The sequence below is a fragment of the Schaalia odontolytica genome (genome assembly GCF_024584435.1).
Classification (GTDB): Bacteria; Actinomycetota; Actinomycetes; order Actinomycetales; family Actinomycetaceae; genus Pauljensenia.
Genome location: NZ_CP102197.1, coordinates 1,242,469 through 1,258,399 on the forward strand (window position 1 = coordinate 1,242,469; position 15,931 = coordinate 1,258,399).

The 15,931-nt window shown below is 64.0% G+C and carries 17 protein-coding genes and 1 pseudogene; 7 read left to right on the forward strand and 11 right to left on the reverse strand.

From position 1 onward, the window contains the following. The first annotated feature begins 83 nt into the window (after nucleotides 1–83). Both NQK35_RS05475 and NQK35_RS05480 read left to right on the forward strand, forming a co-directional pair. Nucleotides 84–707 (forward strand): transposase, encoded by a 624-nt coding sequence (locus NQK35_RS05475; RefSeq protein WP_257113359.1) that lies wholly within the window; start codon nucleotides 84–86, stop codon nucleotides 705–707. Beyond that, nucleotides 698–1,294 carry a DUF3450 domain-containing protein gene (locus NQK35_RS05480; RefSeq protein WP_257113361.1) on the forward strand — a complete coding sequence of 199 codons (597 nt, stop codon included), beginning with the start codon at nucleotides 698–700 and terminating at the stop codon, nucleotides 1,292–1,294. Before NQK35_RS05475 ends, NQK35_RS05480 begins: the two co-directional genes overlap by 10 nt. On the opposite strand, the gene NQK35_RS05485 is transcribed toward NQK35_RS05480, so the two are convergent. The 9 genes and pseudogenes from NQK35_RS05485 to NQK35_RS05520 form a co-directional block, all read right to left on the reverse strand. After that, the gene (locus tag NQK35_RS05485; protein ID WP_257113362.1) at nucleotides 1,284–1,880 is read right to left on the reverse strand and encodes a zinc-ribbon domain-containing protein; all 597 of its coding nucleotides are present in this window, start codon (nucleotides 1,878–1,880) and stop codon (nucleotides 1,284–1,286) included. The two genes, NQK35_RS05480 and NQK35_RS05485, sit on opposite strands and share 11 nt — an antisense overlap. Nucleotides 1,881–1,931: 51 nt before the next feature. Then, nucleotides 1,932–2,765: pseudogene (locus NQK35_RS10600) on the reverse strand (zinc-ribbon domain-containing protein); the annotation flags it as partial. 331 nt (nucleotides 2,766–3,096) lie between these two features. After that, nucleotides 3,097–3,801: a type I restriction-modification system subunit M N-terminal domain-containing protein gene (locus tag NQK35_RS05490; RefSeq protein ID WP_257113363.1), complete on the reverse strand. Its 705-nt coding sequence runs from the start codon at nucleotides 3,799–3,801 to the stop codon at nucleotides 3,097–3,099. Nucleotides 3,802–3,892: 91 nt separating this feature from the next. Next, nucleotides 3,893–4,978: a 5-methylcytosine-specific restriction endonuclease system specificity protein McrC gene (gene mcrC / locus NQK35_RS05495; protein ID WP_257113365.1), complete on the reverse strand. Its 1,086-nt coding sequence runs from the start codon at nucleotides 4,976–4,978 to the stop codon at nucleotides 3,893–3,895. Next, entirely contained in the window at nucleotides 4,945–6,357 is a 1,413-nt protein-coding gene (locus NQK35_RS05500; RefSeq protein WP_257113367.1) for an AAA family ATPase, read from the reverse strand. The genes mcrC and NQK35_RS05500 overlap by 34 nt, the downstream gene beginning before the upstream one ends. A gap of 138 nt (nucleotides 6,358–6,495) precedes the next feature. Continuing rightward, nucleotides 6,496–6,759 carry a HigA family addiction module antitoxin gene (locus NQK35_RS05505; protein ID WP_257113368.1) on the reverse strand — a complete coding sequence of 88 codons (264 nt, stop codon included), beginning with the start codon at nucleotides 6,757–6,759 and terminating at the stop codon, nucleotides 6,496–6,498. 31 nt (nucleotides 6,760–6,790) lie between these two features. Further along, complete coding sequence (locus NQK35_RS05510; RefSeq protein ID WP_306456001.1) at nucleotides 6,791–7,072, reverse strand: type II toxin-antitoxin system RelE/ParE family toxin; 282 nt, start codon at nucleotides 7,070–7,072, stop codon at nucleotides 6,791–6,793. A 149-nt stretch (nucleotides 7,073–7,221) separates the two neighbouring features. Continuing rightward, nucleotides 7,222–8,304 carry a redox-regulated ATPase YchF gene (gene ychF, locus NQK35_RS05515; protein ID WP_257113369.1) on the reverse strand — a complete coding sequence of 361 codons (1,083 nt, stop codon included), beginning with the start codon at nucleotides 8,302–8,304 and terminating at the stop codon, nucleotides 7,222–7,224. A 37-nt stretch (nucleotides 8,305–8,341) separates the two neighbouring features. Continuing rightward, the gene (locus NQK35_RS05520; protein WP_034232405.1) at nucleotides 8,342–9,409 is read right to left on the reverse strand and encodes a 4-hydroxy-3-methylbut-2-enyl diphosphate reductase; all 1,068 of its coding nucleotides are present in this window, start codon (nucleotides 9,407–9,409) and stop codon (nucleotides 8,342–8,344) included. 117 nt (nucleotides 9,410–9,526) lie between these two features. Here NQK35_RS05520 and xseA point away from each other — a divergent pair, with 117 nt between their 5' ends. From xseA to NQK35_RS05535, 3 genes are read left to right on the forward strand one after another with little or no spacing between them, the layout of a single operon-like run. Further along, complete coding sequence (gene xseA, locus NQK35_RS05525; RefSeq protein ID WP_257113372.1) at nucleotides 9,527–10,825, forward strand: exodeoxyribonuclease VII large subunit; 1,299 nt, start codon at nucleotides 9,527–9,529, stop codon at nucleotides 10,823–10,825. 41 nt (nucleotides 10,826–10,866) lie between these two features. After that, entirely contained in the window at nucleotides 10,867–11,097 is a 231-nt protein-coding gene (locus tag NQK35_RS05530; protein ID WP_009213349.1) for an exodeoxyribonuclease VII small subunit, read from the forward strand. A gap of 46 nt (nucleotides 11,098–11,143) precedes the next feature. Continuing rightward, nucleotides 11,144–12,079 carry a carbohydrate kinase family protein gene (locus tag NQK35_RS05535; protein WP_048742994.1) on the forward strand — a complete coding sequence of 312 codons (936 nt, stop codon included), beginning with the start codon at nucleotides 11,144–11,146 and terminating at the stop codon, nucleotides 12,077–12,079. Between the two features lie 20 nt (nucleotides 12,080–12,099). On the opposite strand, the gene NQK35_RS05540 is transcribed toward NQK35_RS05535, so the two are convergent. Continuing rightward, nucleotides 12,100–12,861, reverse strand: a complete 762-nt coding sequence (locus tag NQK35_RS05540; protein ID WP_009213347.1) for an isoprenyl transferase — start codon at nucleotides 12,859–12,861, stop codon at nucleotides 12,100–12,102. 175 nt (nucleotides 12,862–13,036) lie between these two features. Here NQK35_RS05540 and trhA point away from each other — a divergent pair, with 175 nt between their 5' ends. Together trhA and greA are read left to right on the forward strand one after the other, a co-directional pair. After that, nucleotides 13,037–13,720: a PAQR family membrane homeostasis protein TrhA gene (gene trhA / locus NQK35_RS05545; RefSeq protein ID WP_009213346.1), complete on the forward strand. Its 684-nt coding sequence runs from the start codon at nucleotides 13,037–13,039 to the stop codon at nucleotides 13,718–13,720. A 112-nt stretch (nucleotides 13,721–13,832) separates the two neighbouring features. Continuing rightward, nucleotides 13,833–14,312 carry a transcription elongation factor GreA gene (greA, locus tag NQK35_RS05550; RefSeq protein ID WP_009213345.1) on the forward strand — a complete coding sequence of 160 codons (480 nt, stop codon included), beginning with the start codon at nucleotides 13,833–13,835 and terminating at the stop codon, nucleotides 14,310–14,312. Nucleotides 14,313–14,384: 72 nt separating this feature from the next. Here the strand turns inward: greA and NQK35_RS05555 are convergent, their stop codons facing one another. After that, complete coding sequence (locus NQK35_RS05555) at nucleotides 14,385–15,860, reverse strand: AI-2E family transporter (protein WP_257113377.1); 1,476 nt, start codon at nucleotides 15,858–15,860, stop codon at nucleotides 14,385–14,387. Between the last annotated feature and the right edge of the window lie 71 nt (nucleotides 15,861–15,931).

Consider the following 15,931-nt stretch of genomic DNA (forward strand, 5'->3'; position numbering starts at 1 on the left):
CCGTGTGGTCCCATATCAAGCCGTGTCTGCACGGCCGCATCTGAACCCCGCCCGCTTCGCAGGGGTTCAGGTGCTGGGGGTTGATGAGCACGTGTGGCACCACCAAGACCGACGCCGCCGGGGCCCACGAGATCACTGGCATCGTGGACCTGACTCGCGGGAAGGATCATCCCACGGCCCGCTTGAGTGGACCTGGTGCCGGGCAGGTCTGGCACCGTGTACAAGAACTGGCTGGCCGAGCGCGGCGAAGACTTCCGTGCGGGGGTGCGAATCGCGACGCTGGATCCCCTTCCAAGGGGCAGCAAGAACGCCATCGCTTGGCCTGCTCCAAGGACGCCACCAGCGTGCCAGGCGCCTGTCACATCGTCACACTCGCCGGTGATGCCCCAGGTGAGGTGCGCCGCCGCGTCCAGCAAGACACGACCGGACACCGTGGACGCACAGGCGATCCCCTCTACCAAATCCGGCTTCTCCTGCGCGCCTCGCGTGATCGGCTCACGAAGCGTCAACAAGAACGACTCCGTGAGGCCTTCACGGCAGATGAGGCGCATATCAGTGTCGAAGTCGCCTACCGCTGCGCCCAGCAAGTCCGAGACGTCTTCCACCAAGCCACACCCGCCCACGGCCGACGCCTGGCCGCACACCTCATTAAGGGCTCTTCCGAGTTGAGTGTGGGTGACCGGGTGTTGGTCGGGGGTTGCGGGTAGAGGTCAAGGGACTTGGCGAGGCAGTAAATCATGGCCATTCGGGGGTTGGAGGAGCCGGTTTCACCCCTCCGGCCCGATGCACGACCCCGCACGTCAGCAAAGAGCAGGTCACGGCAGCGTTCCTCGACGCCGTCCACCACCTCCTCGCCAGCCGGGACCAGGTCGACGAGCTGGTCGACCAGGCGGTGCGTGCCGAACTCGACACCACCGACCTACATATCGAAGCCGACCAGCTCTTCGCCCGCATGGGTGCTGCCGCCGAGACGATTGACCAGTTGATCGCCCGCAACGCCCGCGTCGCCCACGACCAAGCCGAATACCAGCGCCGCTTCGACAAACTCACCAGTGAACACGCCACCCTCCTAGAGGAGTACCGCCGGCTCCTCGACCAGATCAGCGACCTCGACAACCGGCAAGCCGCCTACCGCTACTACAAGAAACAACTCGCCACCCTCGATCCGGCCAGCATCGAGTTCACCCCATACCTATGGCACACCCTCGTCAACCACGCCGAAGTCAACGTCGACGCCACCATCACGTTCACGTTCAGGGATGGAAGGTCGCAGGCGATCTCACTCAAGAAGTGATCATCTCAGCAATAACTGCGACATCGTGTACAGGGTCTTGGGCGCCGGGGCATACGGTGATCTCCCGGTAGTTCGGGAGTGCGATGTTCAGCGAAGGGAGTGGGGCTTCACGGAGTCGAACAACAATGAACCCGTCTGCAAGGAGATCTAAGCTCTTGACGCAATCAACGTCGGCCTTGTCGCGATGCCAGTACGAGCCGTCATATTCGATGGCGAGCTGTTTCCCGGATGGAAGATCCACGCAAATATCAACAGTCCAGGAAGAGTGAGCCTGGAACTTTGCAGAATGAATGCGGGAACCAGATTTCGCGTTTCCCCAGTGCGCAAGGGCTGCCGAATGGTATTCGGTCTCGATCCGAGATTTTCCTGTTTCGATGCACTCCGGGCATTGCGACCCATTGACTCGCGCTGCTGGCATAGCCCGCCACCTGTGAGCCGGATCGTTTTTGCATACCCAAAGGGGCGGCTCAGCTAGCTGCGAGGTGTTCGGACGGATTTCCCACGGCGAGAGCGGATTGTCTGGTGACCATTCTTCGGCAACCTCTGGATAATGGTATGCCAGCGAATCAAGGATGGTATGGCACACAGGGCAGCGATACCGCTCATATTTATCGCGTTCTCGGGGAGTGGCTTGGAACTCATGTCCGCAGACAGGGTCTCGCCACCAGACAATGCGACGAGACTCGGGAGAGACGTCTGCAAGGCGCAAATTGCCATTCTTGGTGGGGTGCCACTGGCTGCTGATCTCTGGTGTCAACCTGCTCGCGGAGGGATCAGCTGCCGCAGCATCCGCATTTGCTTTCCTGGTCTTAATTGCCTTGCAAGCAGAACAGCCCCCAAACAGATAGCTGAGAGGTTGGCGCGTGTTTCGGTGACCAGAAGGACACCGGAATCTATAGCCCGAACACCAGTGGTTCTCGTCGACTCGAACACTCTCAGGAGGGAGGTCGTCGTCCCAAGCGGCCAGCAGATCGGGTACATCAGCGATAGTCTTACCTGCAAAAGAAGCTCTTTTCTCTTGCCAGGCGACCCGTCGAATCTCCTGACATTCAGGGCAGGAGAAATAGTCATTTGTAACATCTAGGATGCGAGCCTTGAACGAATGCCCTTCAGGGCAGGTCCACCATGCTTCTCGGCGCGCTTTTAATGTAGCTGTGTCCCAGAGGGATTCCGGATTGCGGTCGTGAGCCCACCATTCGACAGCTCGGTTACGGGAGTTCTTGAGGAGGTTAGCACCTCGGGCCTTATTGGTTCCTGCAGTTGCAGACTTCGGGTTCCGTCGACAGGGACAACCCCAACCAATATCTCCATTGCGTTGCGCCTCGATCCTGCCGCAGAAATTGCAGCGTGTGGCGTGAGGATCATCCTCCAAGCTGGGATTAGTCAGTGGCCCCAGATATGTGTAGCCATGAGCCTCGGCGTTCTTCTTGACGGAAGATATCTCCACGGGCTGATCAGAACAGCCCGACATGGCGCGGGCTCCCTTCGCCCAGGCACGCCAGTAACAAGCTCGGCAAACAAGTTCACCGGCTTGCAACCGGTCAAGAACATATTCGAAGCGGTAGTGCCCCTCAAAGCCGCAACGCGAACACCGAGTCAGCAAGTAGGCAGATGCCTTGGTGAACTCTTCAAGCAAGGTAAGGCCACCCTGAGAGTAAAGCTGATGGAGGTGATCGAGACACCACGTCGGCCGCGTGCGAGTAGTAAACGCTCCGGGTTGGCCGCACCCTTCCACACAGCAAATCTTCACCCTAGTACCTCATTTTCCCTGAACTCAACCAATGGCCTCCCATTTGAACCACTCACGCCGCGAGCGCGACCGTGCCGCCATTTTGTATCCAAGTCGGACTGAAAGCTTCATAGATCGAGCGCAGCACGTCCTCCCCCGCGAGCGACTCCGCATCGGCAGCGAAAAGCACGTCAACCATCAGCTTGATCGCATCACGCGGCGTATAGAAAGCACCCGCAGCCTTCCCCTTTTTATCGAAGGCCCGATACATGACATCCTCGAAGATGTCACCCATCATCGAGTCCTCAACGCTCGTCGATCCCAGCGACAGCGTCGAGAAGTGCTTAACCACTGCAAGCAGGCGATTCGCCGCACTCAGCTTTTCGACCAAGTTCGGAAACTCGAACGCGGTCCAGATATCCGCGATGTTGTGCGAGAAACCGTTGACGTAGCTGAGCACCGCCTTGTCCACGTTATCGTCCACTGACGCAATGTGCGCCAGATTCAACGGGGAGACGTTATAGAAACTCAAGCCAAAACGCTCAGCGACCGCGATATCGATCAGGATCGGCGGCATCCCGCTACGTGCCTCGACGAACTCAATGACGTCTTCCTTCGTGTCCTCTAACAGACACTCGAGACGACGCAGGACCGTGAACGGCAAGATGTAATCACCGTACTCCTGCAGTTCGACGACGTTGCGCAGGTACTTGTCAGCCGTGTCCCACACGATCCGGGCGGTGGTGGATGCCGCCGCGCGCGCTGCCTCGTTTGTCATGCCTTTTACTCCTTTGTCCCGACGGTTTTGCCAAGACATGCGGATGCCCCATCAACGTACCTGTGCCATTGGATACCCATAGACACCCATCCTACGGCCCTACCCCTGACGGAGCAGTCACCAAAGCCACGATCCCGTCCAGCTGCGCACGAATCTCCTCGAAGGGGCAGTCCAGGTCGAGCGTCGTTGCACTGATGCGGTTGCCGCTCATGCGGTAGGTGGCGTCGGGTTGGATGTCCTCGTCGGTGGCGGCGTAGAGGAGCATGCCCGAGACCTCGACGCTCTCCCCCGCGCGCTCGAAGGCGATCTGCTTGTTCTTCACGTACGTGAAGATCTGGTACAGGTTCCCCGAATGCACCGTCCTTTTCTCGAAGTTGCTCTGCATCGTGGACGCGTAGTACTTCGCGTCAATGATGAGCACGCGACCGCGAGCGCTCAGGGTGATGTCGCTGCGCATCGCGGGCAGGCCGTCACCGAAGCCGTCGTCCAGAGCCCAATCGACAAAGGACGCGCTGGCGTGAAGGTGCGGCTGCTCCCTGCGGTAGTACTCGAGGATGAACTTCTCATACAGGCGACTCATGCGCTGCTCGTCGAAGAAATCCATCATACGAGTGGTGCCGTCGCTCTGGGTTTGAAGCAGTCCTGTAACGACGAGCCAACACACCGCCATCAGCATGCGGCACGTGCGGTTGTTACGGTCGTAGCGCATGTTCCAGTTGATCGTGTGCAGGTCGATGTTGCGCACGTCCGCGAAGAACACCATGAGCTTCTTCAGGCTCTTCTTGCGCGCCCTGGAAATATCCGAGCGCACGAGCAGCGCGACCGTCGCCTTGATGACGCGATTCATCGTGGTGTCGACCGAGAAGTCATCGTAGGAGCACACGAGCTGGCGGCGTAGGATCGCCTGCGATTTCACGGACTCGGTGACCTCGATTTTGCCGCGCAGGGAGGAGCACGCCTCGGTCCGGTTCACGTACTCCTGCCCGAGGCCTCGTTTGAGCTGCAGGGAGACGCCACGCTCTAAGATCGCTGCGCAGAGCTCGGCCGCATTATCGAAGTCCTCCGTGGCCACGGAGCGGTAGCCCTGCTCGGTGAGCGCCGAGAAGGCGTAGGCGAGCATGTGGAAGACGTTGCGGACGCGAATCACCGTAGCGACCTGTGCAGCCTGTCCGCCCACTCGCGGACCTTGCCGGGCTCGTCGAACCAGTATTCCTTCAGCATCGGGATGAGCTCGTAGTCCACGATCGAGGCTAGGGCCGCGTCGGTGCAGGTCTCGGGTTTCATGTTGCAGAAGTAGCTGTGGCCGATGCAGAAGCCCTCGCCGAGCGACTCATCCTCGGCGATCGCACGGTTGAGGGATTCCACCTCGCGCACAAGCGCCTCGAACCTCGGATTATCGAGCCCGGCGAGGTAGTCGCGAAAGCCCACGGAGTCGAAGGCGGGGCGCAGCTCCACGAAGGCGAAGCGCCGACGCAGCGCGTAGTCAAGCATGGCGAGGCTGCGGTCCGCCGTGTTCATCATGCCGATGATATGGACGTTAGCGGGAACGCAGAACAGTTCGCGGGAGTAGAGGAGTTGGAGCTTGTCCCCTCGCTTATCGCTCTCGATGAGCATGAACAGTTCGCCGAAAATCTTGGAGAGGTTGCCGCGGTTGATCTCGTCGATGATGAAGAAGTACTCGTTGTCCTCATCGTCTGCGGCCTTCTTACAGAAGGAGTAGAAGGCTCCCTTGACAAGCTCGAATCCCGCGCCGGACGGCCTATACCCCTCGATAAAGTCCTCGTAGGAGTAGCTCTGATGGAACTGCACCAGCATGACGCGCGCGGCATCCTTAACGCCCATCATCGAGTAGGCGAGGCGCTTGGCGGCGTAGGTCTTACCCACGCCAGGCGCGCCCTGCATGATGATGTTCTTCTTAGCGCGCAGCAGCCCCACGATCGCGTCGTAGCGCTCCTCGTTCATGTAGACTTCGTCGAGGAATTGCCGGGCGGAATACTCCGTCAAGGGCATCGGCATTTCCTCGCAATCGAGCACGTCCTCATCGTCCTCAAAATAGGCCTCAAGACGCGCAAGCAGATCGGGATAGTCAGTAATTTCGGTGAGAGTCTTCATGGCGAACTGTTGATCGCTTCGCCAACTTCCCTGACGCTCCCACGAGACCTCACGCAGGTGCGGATACTCCCCGCCATCCGGGTCATAGACGTAGTTCCCCGTGACGACGCCGCGGCCGATAATCTCCTTGAGGCCTCGTTTGACGAAGACGACATCGCCCGGCTTGATCTCGTTGGCGAACTGCCAGACGGCTCGGGCCGAATTCGTCTGTGACGTATTATCGTCGCGAGTTTCGAGCAGCCGTTGGCGCATCTCCTCCTTGGTGGCATACTCCCTCAGATCACCGAGCTGATACCACCCCAGCCCCATAACGCCACGCGCGTAGAACTCGTCCCACATGCAGGCTCCCCGGCCGGGGGCGTAGAGCCAGTACCGCACGGTCTGCACGCCGTCATCGCCAAGAGCCGTCGCCTGCATCATTGCCTCCTTGGGAAGCGCAGTCATGAGTACTGACTATCCGTCGTCATGACCACACCCTACCATCCAGGTGATCGGCGACACGATTCACACTCGCGCTCACCCAACAGCAAAGCCGGGTCACCCTCGCGAGACCCGGCCACTGCCTAGCCAGACTGAAGCAATTCAGGCGACTTCCACCGCCGCAAGTGGAACGATTCCGCTCAGCGTTTCACCCATTGTGTCTTCAGCACGATCGAGCTCATAGCGCATCTGCAGGTTCATCCAGAATCCTGCGGTCGTACCGAAGTAACGGGACAGCCGCATCGCCGTGTCAGCCGTAATTCCCCGCTTCCCGTGGACAACTTCATTGATACGGCGAGGTGGAACACCGATCGCGACGGCAAGCTTGTGCTGCGTAATTCCGTACCCCTTGATGAAGTCTTCCATGAGGACTTCGCCCGGGTGAATCGGAGCAAGTTTAGTGGTAGTCAACAACCTCAACCCCTTCTGGACCAGCATCTCCCCACCTGAAGCAGATACGCCACTGATCATTGATTCGGATACTGTACCGCCCCGCCCGATTACCGCGTAGACGCTCGAGCCTGTTGCCCGGAGGAATCCGGAGGTCATCCAGATGACACGCCGCATCGATCTGACGCAACTTGCGCAGCGCAACGCGGATGATGCGTGAATCAAGGGAAGGAACAGGCTCCCTCGCAAACAACCGCTCAGTCCGACGATCTCCGAATGACTGGATCACACCAGCATAGTATATCTGGTTGCGTTATTAACGCAACCCGATAAGTTACTCCACTACCCGATCCGACCTTTCCCTCGCTCAGACGGTCCCCAACAGCGAAGCCGGGCCGCACCCTCGCGCGACCCGGCCACTGCCTCGATCAAGAGAAATTAGACATTGAACCTGAACTCCACCACGTCCCCGTCTTCCATGACGTAGTCCTTGCCTTCCATGCGGACCTTGCCGGCGGCTTTGGCGGCGGCCATGGAGCCGGCCTCGACCAGGTCATCGTAGGAGACGACCTCGGCCTTGATGAAGCCCTTCTCGAAGTCCGTGTGGATGACGCCAGCGGCCTTGGGGGCGGTGTCGCCCTTGTGGATCGTCCAGGCGCGCGCCTCCTTCTCGCCGGCGGTGAGGTAGGTCTGCAGGCCGAGGGTGTCGAAGCCGACGCGGGCTAGCTTGTCCAGGCCCGACTCGTCCTGGCCGGATTCGGTGAGCATCTCGCGGGCGTCCTCGTCGTCCAGCTCGACCAGCTCGGCCTCGAACTGGGCGTCCAGGAAGATCGCCTCGGCTGGGGCCACCAGGGCTCGCAGCTCGTCCTTCATCTCCTCGTTGTCCATCTCGGCGGCGTCCATGTTGAACACGAAGATGAAGGGCTTGGAGGTCATCAGTTGGAAGGAACGCAGCGCGTCCTGGTCGAGCTTGGCCCCCTCGGGGCCGGACAGGAGCTCGCCGCGCTCCAGCAGCTCCAGGGCGGCGCGCGCGGTCTCGAGCACGATCGGCTCGGTCTTCTTGCCGCGCACCTCCTTCTCCAGGCGAGGGATCTGCTTCTCCACCGTCTGCATGTCGGCCAGGATCAGCTCGGTCTTGATGGTCTCGATGTCCGAGGCCGGGTCCACCTTGCCGTCCACGTGCACCACGTCGGGGTCGGAGAAGGCGCGCGTCACCTGGCAGATGGCGTCGGCCTCGCGAATGTTGGCCAGGAACTGGTTCCCCAGGCCCTCACCCTCGGACGCGCCGCGCACGATCCCGGCGATGTCCACGAAGGACACGGTGGCGGGCAGGATGCGCTGGGAGCCGAAGATCTCGGCCAGCTTCTCCAGGCGCGGGTCTGGCAGTGGCACGACGCCGACGTTGGGCTCAATGGTCGCAAACGGGTAGTTCGCGGCGAGCACACTCGCGCGGGTCAGGGCGTTAAACAGGGTGGACTTGCCGACGTTGGGCAGTCCGGCGATACCGATAGTGAGAGACACAGCCCCATCCTATCGGAGCGCACCGGCGGGTGTTGTCCTACTTGGTGTGGTTTGGCCCGGCCACGCGGGGCGCGTGGGGGCGCGCGGGAGCCATGCCCGCCTTCTTCAGGTCGGCGCGCAGGTCGCGGGGAAGCGCGAACGTCGTCGATTCCGTTTCGGTGCGGGCCACCTCGACGGTGGGGAATCCGTGCGCCTGCAGCCACTCGATCACCTCGCGCACGAGGATCTCCGGAACCGACGCGCCCGAGGTCAGGCCGACGGTGCGCGCTCCGTCGAACCAGGATTCCTTCAGTTCCTCGGCCTTGTCGACGCGGTAGGCGCCGCCCGCCCCCGCCTCGAGGGCGACCTCGACGAGGCGCACAGAGTTCGAGGAGTTCGCCGATCCGACCACGACCATGACGTCCACCTGGGGGGCGATGTGCTTGACGGCGCCCTGGCGGTTCTGGGTGGCGTAGCAGATGTCGTCCGAGGGCGGGTCAATCAGCTGCGGGAATCGCTCGCGCAGCCGGTCCACGGTCTCGCGCGTCTCATCCACGGACAGGGTGGTCTGGGAGATCCACACGACGCGGGAGGGGTCGCGCACGACGACGTTGTCCACCTCGTCGGGGCTGCCCACGACCTGAATGTGATCGGGGGCCTCACCGAAGGTGCCCTCGACCTCCTCGTGTCCCTGGTGCCCCACGAGGATGATGTCGTAATCCTCCTTGGCAAAACGCACGGCCTCGCGATGCACCTTGGTCACGAGCGGGCAGGTCGCGTCGATCGTCGCCAGGTGGCGGGTAGCGGCCGAGGCATGCACCGCCGGGGAGACGCCGTGCGCAGAAAAGACGACGCGCGCCCCCTCCGGTACCTCGTCGGTCTCCTGCACGAAGATCGCCCCGCGCTTGGTCAGCGACTCGACGACGAACTTGTTGTGGACGATCTCCTTACGCACGTACACGGGCGCGCCGTACAGCTCGAGGGCCTTCTCGACGACGTCGACGGCACGATCCACCCCGGCGCAGTATCCGCGGGGCGCGGCCAAAAGGATGCGCCCGCTGCCCTCGCCGCGTCCTTCGGGCAGGGGAACCTCGGCGCTGGCGTGCAGGTCGACGTTTTCACTCATGCCCACAACCCTATCGCTCGGGGCGCCGGGCGTGCGCGGGGGCCAGGCAATCGCACACGACCGCCGAGGCGTCGGCCGAGCGCGGCGCTCCACCCGAGCCTGTGGCATGCTGGGTCCGTGACCTCGCCCCACACCGCCGCCCCCTCGCCAGGCTCCCCCGCATCCGCACTCCCCCCGGCTGCCCGCGCGGCCGACACGACGCGGGAGAACCCGTGGCCGCTGCGCAGGCTGACGGAGAACATCAAGGTGTACGTGGACCGCATGAGCCCCCTGTGGGTCGAGGGTCAGGTCGTGGAGTACAAGGTGCGGCCGGGAGCGAAGATGCACTTCCTGACGCTGCGCGACCTTCAGACCGACACGTCAATGACGGTCACGGCCTGGGCGGGCGTCATGGACGCCGCTCCCCTGACGGAAGGGGCGCGCGTCGTCACCCGCGTCAAGCCCGTGTTCTGGGAGCGTTCGGGCCGCCTCAACCTCCAGGCGGCGGAGATACACCTGCAGGGCGTGGGCGACCTGCTCGCCCAGATCGAGGCGTTGCGCGCCCGCCTGGCCGCCGAGGGACTCTTCGCGCAGTCCCACAAGAAGCCCCTGCCCTTCCTTCCCCGCACGATCGGGCTGATCTGCGGCAGGAACGCCAAGGCCAAGGATGACGTGGTGGTCAACGCCTCCGAGCGGTGGCCCCACGCGCGCTTCGAGATCCGCGAGGTCGCCGTCCAGGGCGAACGCTGCGTAGCGGAGGTCGGCGCCGCCCTGGCCGAGTTGGACGGCATGAACGGCGTGGACGTCATCGTCATCGCGCGCGGAGGCGGCGCCGTGGAAGACCTGCTCCCCTTCTCCGACGAGCGCCTCGTGCGAGCCGCGGCAGGCGCCCACACCCCCATCGTGTCGGCCATCGGACACGAAGGCGACTCCCCGCTTCTGGACCTCGTGGCCGACTACCGGGCATCGACGCCCACCGACGCGGCTCGCCGCGTCGTACCCGACGAGGCCCGCGAGCGCGACGGCATCGCCCAGGCCGTCGGTCGCATGCGAGGAATGCTCGCGGCCCGCCTGGCGACCGAACGCTCGAACCTGACGCTCATCTCCTCGCGGCCGGTGCTGCGCGGACCCGAGGCGATCCTCGAGAGCCACCGCACGGCCCTGTCCCAGCACGTGGTGGCCATGCGCTCCTGCCTGGAGCGACGCCTCGCCGCCGAACGCCAGGACCTGACTCGCCTGCGCGCGACGCTGACCGCCCTGTCGCCGCGCGCGACGCTGGATCGCGGATACGCGCTGCTCAAGACGCCGTCGGGCGCTCTGATCACCTCCTCGCAGCAGGTGAAGAAGGGCGACCTCATCGAGGGGATCCTCGCCTCTGGCCGCATGGTCGCTCAGGTCGTGGGCGCGACTGCCCCCACGCCGCCGGACGACCAGTAGCCTCCCCACACCACCACCCGCACAACGTAAGGAATAACACAATGACCTCGAAGGAACAGCTTCCCGACCCCGAGTCCCTCGGATACGAGGCCGCGCGCGACGAGCTCGTCGGGATCGTTCGGGCACTTGAGGGAGGCCAGGCCCCCCTCGAGGACACGCTGACGCTGTGGGAGCGCGGCGAGGCCCTGGCCGCCCGCTGCTCGCAGATCCTGGACGGCGCGCAATCGCGCCTGGCCGAGAAGAGCGGGCAGCAGGCGCCCGAGGCGCGCTAGGGTGGAGAGCACACACCGCACACCAACGTTTCAGCGAGGAGAACGCATGGCGCGCCCGTCCACCCCCCACGTGCTCGCGATCGGCGAGGCTCTCATCGACATTGTCATCGCGCACGACCAACCGGAGTGCCCCTACGAGATACCGGGAGGCTCACCGGCGAACGTCGCGGTGACGCTGGGCAGACTGGGACGCCCGGTTGCCCTGTCCACGTGGATCGGCTTGGACGAGCTGGGTCGCCTCATCGAGTTCCACCTCACGGACTCCGGGGTACGCCTCACGGAGGACTCGCGGGGCGCTTCCCACACGTCGACGGCGCTCGCGCGCCTGGATGAGACAGGCGCGGCGTCCTACACCTTCGACCTGGAGTGGGCCCCCACTGCCCCCATTGACGTGCCCGACAGCGCGCAGATCCTCGTTGCCGGTTCAATCTCGGCGAGTATTGAGCCCGGGGCCGACGCGGTCCTTGACGCTCTCGCCCGGGGACGCGGCCACGCCCTCGTCTGCTTCGACCCCAACGCGCGCCCCTCCATCATGGGAGACCCGACAGACGCCCTGGCCTCGGTTGAGCGCTTCATCGCGCTCTCGGACGTCGTGAAGGTCTCGGACGAGGACCTCGCGTGGCTCACGGGCGACTGCGGCATCGACGAGGTCGCCCGGCGCTGGCTGGACCTCGGCCCCTCGATCGTGATCGTGACCCGCGGCAAGCACGGCTGCGTGGCGTTCACCTCCGACGGGCTGCGCGTCGTCAAGTCCGCGGGCGATGTTGATGTCGTCGACACGGTCGGGGCGGGCGATTCCTTTATGGGTGGCGTCATCGACGCCCTGTGGAGCATGGGGTTGCGCGGCGCGACGGCGCGCGAGGAGCTGAAGAACATCGGAGAGGACCGGCTTCGGGCGATCCTCGACCGGGCGAGCGCCATCTCGGACGTCACGGTCTCCCGTAAGGGCGCGAACCCTCCCTGGGCACACGAGCTGCCCTGAGGCCCCGCGAGCGCGCAGTCCTACTTGCCCATGCGGCGTTCCCGCTGCGCGTAGGAGCGCAGGGCGCGCAGAAAGTCGACGCGACGAAAGTCGGGCCAGTAGACCTCGCAAAAGTAGTATTCCGAGTGCACGGACTGCCACAGCATGAATCCGGAGAGGCGCTGTTCTCCCGATGTCCGGATGACGAGGTCGGGGTCGGGCTGGTCCTTTGTATACAGGTGAGCGGTGATGTCCGCGTCGGTAAAGGAATCGGCCAGTTCTTCCAGGGTGCGTCCCTCGGCCGCCGCTTCGCGCATCATGGAGCGCACGGCCTCGGTAATCTCGTGTCGGCCGCCGTAGCCGACGGCGATGTTGACCGTCATCCCCACCGTCCCCTCCGTGCGCGCCACCGACGCCCGAAGATCTTCCGCGACGCGTTCGGGCAGCAGGGAGAGGTCCCCGACGAGGGCGAGCTTCCACCGTTCCTGGTCGGCCAGGAGAGAGACGGCCTCGCAGATGATGCGCAGCAGCTCGCCCAGCTCGGCGGCGTCACGCGAGAGGTTGTCGGTCGACAAAAGCCACAGGGTGACGATGGAGACACCGGCATCGTCGGCCCACTGGAGGAACTCCGAGATCTTACCGGCGCCCGCCCGGTGCCCCTGGGACGCAGTGGCCCCCAGGGACTTCGCCCAGCGCCGGTTTCCGTCAAGGATGACGCCGATATGCGCCGGAACGTTCGCCTCGGACAGTTCGGCTTTGAGGCGACGCTCGTACATGTCGTAGAGCATGTTCCACTGGGCCATGACGTCCCTCCTGCTGTGTCGCGCCCCATGGCGCGGCGTACTCTTGTCCTGTTAAGGGTATCGCGCTGCAGGACGCAGGGAAACAGATGCCTTCTCGGAACTCGAGAAGTATGTTCCCGCTCAAACCTACGGCGTAGTAACCTACGGGATCGTAGGAAGAGGACAGAGGTACCGCATGAAGATCGCATCACTCACACCGAAACAGTGGTTCTCGGGACAGCTCGTGCAGATCAAGCCCAAGCTGCGCGGCTGGCTCCACCTGGCCGCAACCCCCCTCTCGCTCGCCGCCTCGATCGTCCTGGTGTGCCTGGCGCCCACGCCAGCAACCAAGTGGGGCTCCGCCGTCTACCTGGCGTGTTCCCTCGTGCTGTTCGGCGTGTCGGCCACCTATCACCGCTTCTACTGGGCCCCCCGCTGGGAGACCCTGTGGAACAGGTTGGACCACTCCAACATCTTCCTCCTCATCGCCGGCACCTACACGCCGCTCACGATCGCGCTCCTGGACCGCTCCGACGCCACAGTCCTCCTCTCGGTCGTGTGGAGCGGAGCACTCTTCGGCATCGTTCTCAACCTCTTCTGGCCCGGCGCACCGCGCTGGCTCAAGACCCTCATCTACGTTGCCCTCGGATGGGTCGCCGCATGGTATCTGCCGCAGTTGTGGGCGGGCGGTGGCCCAGCCATCGTCTTGCTGATCCTTGCCGGCGGCATCCTGTACACCCTCGGAGCAATCGTCTACGGCATGAAGAAACCCGACCCTTCCCCCACGTGGTTCGGCTTCCACGAGATCTTCCACGCCTTTACGGTCGCGGCGTGGGCGTGTCACTGCGTCGCCGTCTACCTGGCGGTCCTGTGGGCCTAAGACGCCACGCGCAGCGCTTGCCGTGACGGCCTCCGGACTTGCTACACTCGAGACCATGCGCGTCGGCACCCGTGTGTCGGCGCTTCACTACTGACACGTCATTGGAGGAACCATGGCTGACACACAGTGGCTGACGCAGGCCCAGTACGACCTGCTGGCGAACGAACTGAAGGAACGCATCGAGGTCAAGCGCGTCGAGATCGCGCGCCTCATCGACGCGGCCCGTCAGGAAGGCGACCTGCGCGAGAACGGCGGATACCACGCCGCACGCAACGAGCAGTCCATGAACGAGACCCGCATCCAGGCCCTCCAGGAGATGCTCGAGCACGCCGAGGTCGGCGAAACACCCGCCGACGACGGCATCGTCGAGCCCGGCATGGTTGTCACCGCCCTCGTGGCGGGCCGCGAGCAGACCTTCCTGCTCGGTTCGCGCGACGCGGGTGGCGACCTGGGGATCCAGGTCTTCTCCGCTCAGGCGCCCCTCGGCGCGGCAGTCATCGGCCACAAGGCCGGGGACAAGCTCTCCTTCGAGGCTCCCACGGGGCGCATGATCGACGTCGAGATCTTGGATGCCAAGCCCTTCGAGGGCTAGGCGACACAGGCAGCGATATAGCGTGCGGGTCCCGCCAGGCGGCGGGACCCGCACGCTATGCGTGAGAGACACTCAGGGCCGCACGGGAGTCTCGTCCTCCGGCATTTCTTTGTCTCCCGCTGCCGTCGCAGAAGCGCCGACGCTCTGGGCGCCCTCGTTGGCCTGCGCCTCGCCTCCTGCCCGCTCGGGCGCCCCGTCTGCGGCCTCGTTGGCACGTGCCACGTAGGGGCGCGTATCGGGCTTACCCGCATACGAGGCGGCGATCTCCTGCTCGAGGGTTCCCGGAGATCCCCCTGGGCGGTTCTGAGCGGTTGCCAGCTCGGGCATCGGATCGTAGCCGTGCAGGTACATGACGGTGGCGTTGATGAATGCGGCGATCGGCACGGAGAAGACCGCCCCCGCAATGCCGGCGATTGCCGAACCCGCGGTGATGACCAGCATGACGGCCACGGGGTGCAGGGACACGGCATTGGACATCATGAAGGGCTGAAGGATGTTGGACTCAACCTGCTGGACGACCAGGATGATGACCAGCATGATGATGGCCTTCGTCAGGCCCCCGTTCACGGCGGCGACGAGAACGGCAATCACGCCCGAGGTCAGGGCGCCGAGGATCGGGACGAACGCGGCGAAGAACGTGATCACGCCGATCGGGATGGCCAGGGGGACACCGAGGAAGAAGGCACCCAAGGCGATGCCGATGGCGTCGATCGCCGCGACCTGAATTTGGGTGCGCACGTACGATCCGAAGGTCGCCCATCCCCGAATCGAGCTCTCGTAGACGGGAACGCGGGCGCGCGCAGGAAGCAGGCGCACGCACCACAGCCAAATCGAGCGTCCCTCTTTCAGGAAGAAGAACAGGCAGAACAGCATGGTCAACCCGGAGGTTGCCAGCGTCCCCACGGAAGAGGTGATGTTGAGTGCACCCGTCGCCAGGGCCTCCTTGTTGGTGTTGAGCCAGCCGACGAGCTCGGAGCGCAGCTGATCGACCCAGTGGTTGAGGACCGTGGTGTCGATCTTGAGCGGCCCGTTTTTCAAGAACTCGTTGTGCGTGATCGTATCGAGCAGCGCGCGGAAGCCGTCAGCGGCCTGGGTTGCCAGCTGCGGAACCTGCTGGATCAGTTCGGCCGCGGCCTGACTGAGCGCGCCCGTGATGACCGCAAAGAAGACCAGCAGACCGACAGCGGCCGCCAGCGACGGCGGGAAATGCAGCTTGCGTCGCATCCACGACACGAGGGGTTCGAGCAGCACGGCAACCGTCAGCGCGATGGCGACGGGCATGATGACGATCGTCAGCCGGGCGGCGCCCCATAGGACGGCGGCGACGAGGCCCACGACGACCAGGGTGCGCCACGAGATCGCCGCGGCGACGCGGAGGGTGCGCGGGACCGCGTTGGCGGCATCCTTCTCATCCTGCAGTTCCTCGCGTACGGAAACGAAGACGGGGGCGGGCGCCGGATGCTCGGCGTTCTTCGCGGGCAGGACGGCAGTGAGCCGCCCCATCAGGTCGGACAGCTTCCAGCGCGGTTGGTCATGTGTGTCGGCCACGGAACCTCCTCTGTTTCCTCCCTAAGCCTACCCGCATGGCCTCGCTTTTCCACGCTTCGCGCGCTCAGCGA